Origin of the sequence: Streptomyces swartbergensis, from assembly GCF_002148965.1 — a bacterium.
Lineage (GTDB): Bacteria > Actinomycetota > Actinomycetes > Streptomycetales > Streptomycetaceae > Streptomyces > Streptomyces swartbergensis.
In genome coordinates, this window is sequence record NZ_NGFN01000632.1 from 1 (window position 1) to 2,091 (window position 2,091).

Below are 2,091 nucleotides of genomic sequence, written 5' to 3' on the forward strand. Positions count from 1 at the left end.
CCGCAGGCGGACCCGCCCCCGGCGTACGACGCGTACCCCGATCCGGCGGCAGCTCACGTGTGTCGCCCATGCCGCGCGTGGCGTCCTGGGGGTCGTACACGTCCTCCCATCCGTGCGCCGCCGCCGGATCGGGGTACGCGTCGTACGCCGGGGGCGGGTCCGCCTGCGGCACGTACACGTTCGGCGGGCCCTGGGGCTCGCCGCTCGTCGCTCGGTCGGCGTACTCGGATGGCCTGAACATGGCGGCGAATTCTAGACATCAACGGTGCTGGTGGGACAGCGGGCGGCGATATCCGCCCAAACCGACGCGTCTCACGTGGCGGAAAACACGGCCCGTGACGCAATACCGGGCCGTAAGCTCCCAGACATGCAGGTGATCCAGTCGACCAAGCTCGCCAACGTCTGTTACGAGATCCGGGGCCCGGTGCTCGAGGAGGCGATGCGGCTGGAAGCCGCCGGTCACCGCATCCTCAAGCTGAACACCGGCAACCCGGCCGCGTTCGGCTTCGAGTGTCCGCCCGAGATCCTGGAGGACGTCCTCCGGAACGTGTCCTCGGCGCATGGATACGGAGACGCCAAGGGGTTGCTGGCCGCGCGCCGCGCGGTGGTGATGCACAACCAGACCCTCGGCATCGAGACGGACGTCGAGCACGTCTTCATCGGCAACGGCGTCTCCGAGCTGATCGTGATGGCGATGCAGGGCCTCCTGGACGACGGGGACGAGGTCCTCGTGCCCGCCCCGGACTATCCGCTGTGGACCGCCGCCGTCTCCCTGTCCGGCGGCACCGCCGTGCACTACCGGTGCGACGAGCAGTCCGACTGGATGCCGGACCTGGCCGACGTCGAGCGCAAGGTCACCGACCGCACCAAGGCGATCGTGATCATCAACCCCAACAACCCGACCGGCGCCGTCTACGACGAGGCGATGGTCAAGGGGCTCACCGACATCGCCCGCCGCCACAACCTGCTGGTCTGCTCGGACGAGATCTACGACAAGATCCTCTACGACGGCGCCACGCACACCCCGACCGCCGCCGTCGCCCCCGACCTGCTGACCCTCACCTTCAACGGCATGTCGAAGGCGTACCGGGTGGCCGGCTACCGCGTCGGCTGGATGTCGATCTCCGGGCCCCGCGCGCACGCCGACTCCTACATCGAGGGCCTGACCATCCTGGCGAACATGCGGCTGTGCGCGAACATGCCGGGACAGCACGGCGTCGTCGCGGCACTCAGCGGACGCCAGACGATCAACGACCTGGTGCTGCCTGGCGGCCGGCTGCGCGAGCAGCGGGACGTCGCCTACGAGCTGCTGACCCAGATCCCGGGCGTGACCTGCGTGAAGCCGAAGGGGGCGCTGTATCTCTTCCCGCGCCTCGACCCCAAGGTCTTCAAGATCAAGGACGACCGGCGGATGGTCCTGGACCTGCTCCGGCGCGAGAAGATCATGGTCGTCCAGGGCACCGGCTTCAACTGGCCGGAGCCGGACCACTTCCGGGTGGTGACCCTGCCGACCGTCGGGGACCTGCGGGACGCGGTGGGCCGGATCGGGCATTTCCTGGACGGCTACAGCCAGGCCTGACGGGGCACCTCGCTCACGGTACGTGCGCAGTCAGTCCGGTTTTGTGAACAACTCAACTTTAGACGAAATCTAAGCTAGGATGGCTTCCTGTAAGCACTCAGGAGGCCCTCCCATGTACGAACCGATCCGTGCCAAGTCGGTCCACAGCACGGTGGACGGCCCCAACCCCGACTTTCCCCACCGTTCCCGCGAGGAAGAGCTGGACATCCAGCTCGCCGGCCATCTCGCCGCCCTGCTCGCCGTCACGGACGAGCTGCGTGCGACGGAGTCCTCGGCCGACCTGGACACCGCGGCGGAGCGGCTCGCGGAGCAGGTGGGCCGACTGCGCGGAGGGCGCGCACCGGTCCGCGCGCCGATGAGCGGCACCCGCCGCGAGCGCAGCGCGACAGCCCTCCACCGGCGGGCACACGCCCTGGCCGGCCGCGCACTGGTCGTCGCCGCCTCCCGCGCCGACACGGCGAGCGCCATCCTGGCCGCCGAGCGGATGGACGCGCACGCCGCGGCCCTGGAGC

The 2,091-nt window shown here is 69.6% G+C and carries 2 protein-coding genes and 1 pseudogene; 2 read left to right on the forward strand and 1 reads right to left on the reverse strand.

The window, feature by feature from the left end; all coding sequences use genetic code 11:
* Positions 1-241: pseudogene (locus tag CA983_RS47410) on the reverse strand (hypothetical protein); the annotation flags it as partial.
* 126 nt (positions 242-367) lie between these two features.
* On the opposite strand from CA983_RS47410, the gene CA983_RS43040 reads away from it, so the two are divergent.
* Together CA983_RS43040 and CA983_RS43045 are read left to right on the forward strand one after the other, a co-directional pair.
* Positions 368-1,579 (forward strand): pyridoxal phosphate-dependent aminotransferase, encoded by a 1,212-nt coding sequence (locus CA983_RS43040; RefSeq protein ID WP_086606040.1) that lies wholly within the window; start codon positions 368-370, stop codon positions 1,577-1,579.
* A 112-nt stretch (positions 1,580-1,691) separates the two neighbouring features.
* A partial coding sequence (locus CA983_RS43045; protein WP_086606041.1) for an SCO4983 family protein occupies positions 1,692-2,091 on the forward strand: 400 nt, incomplete at its 3' end.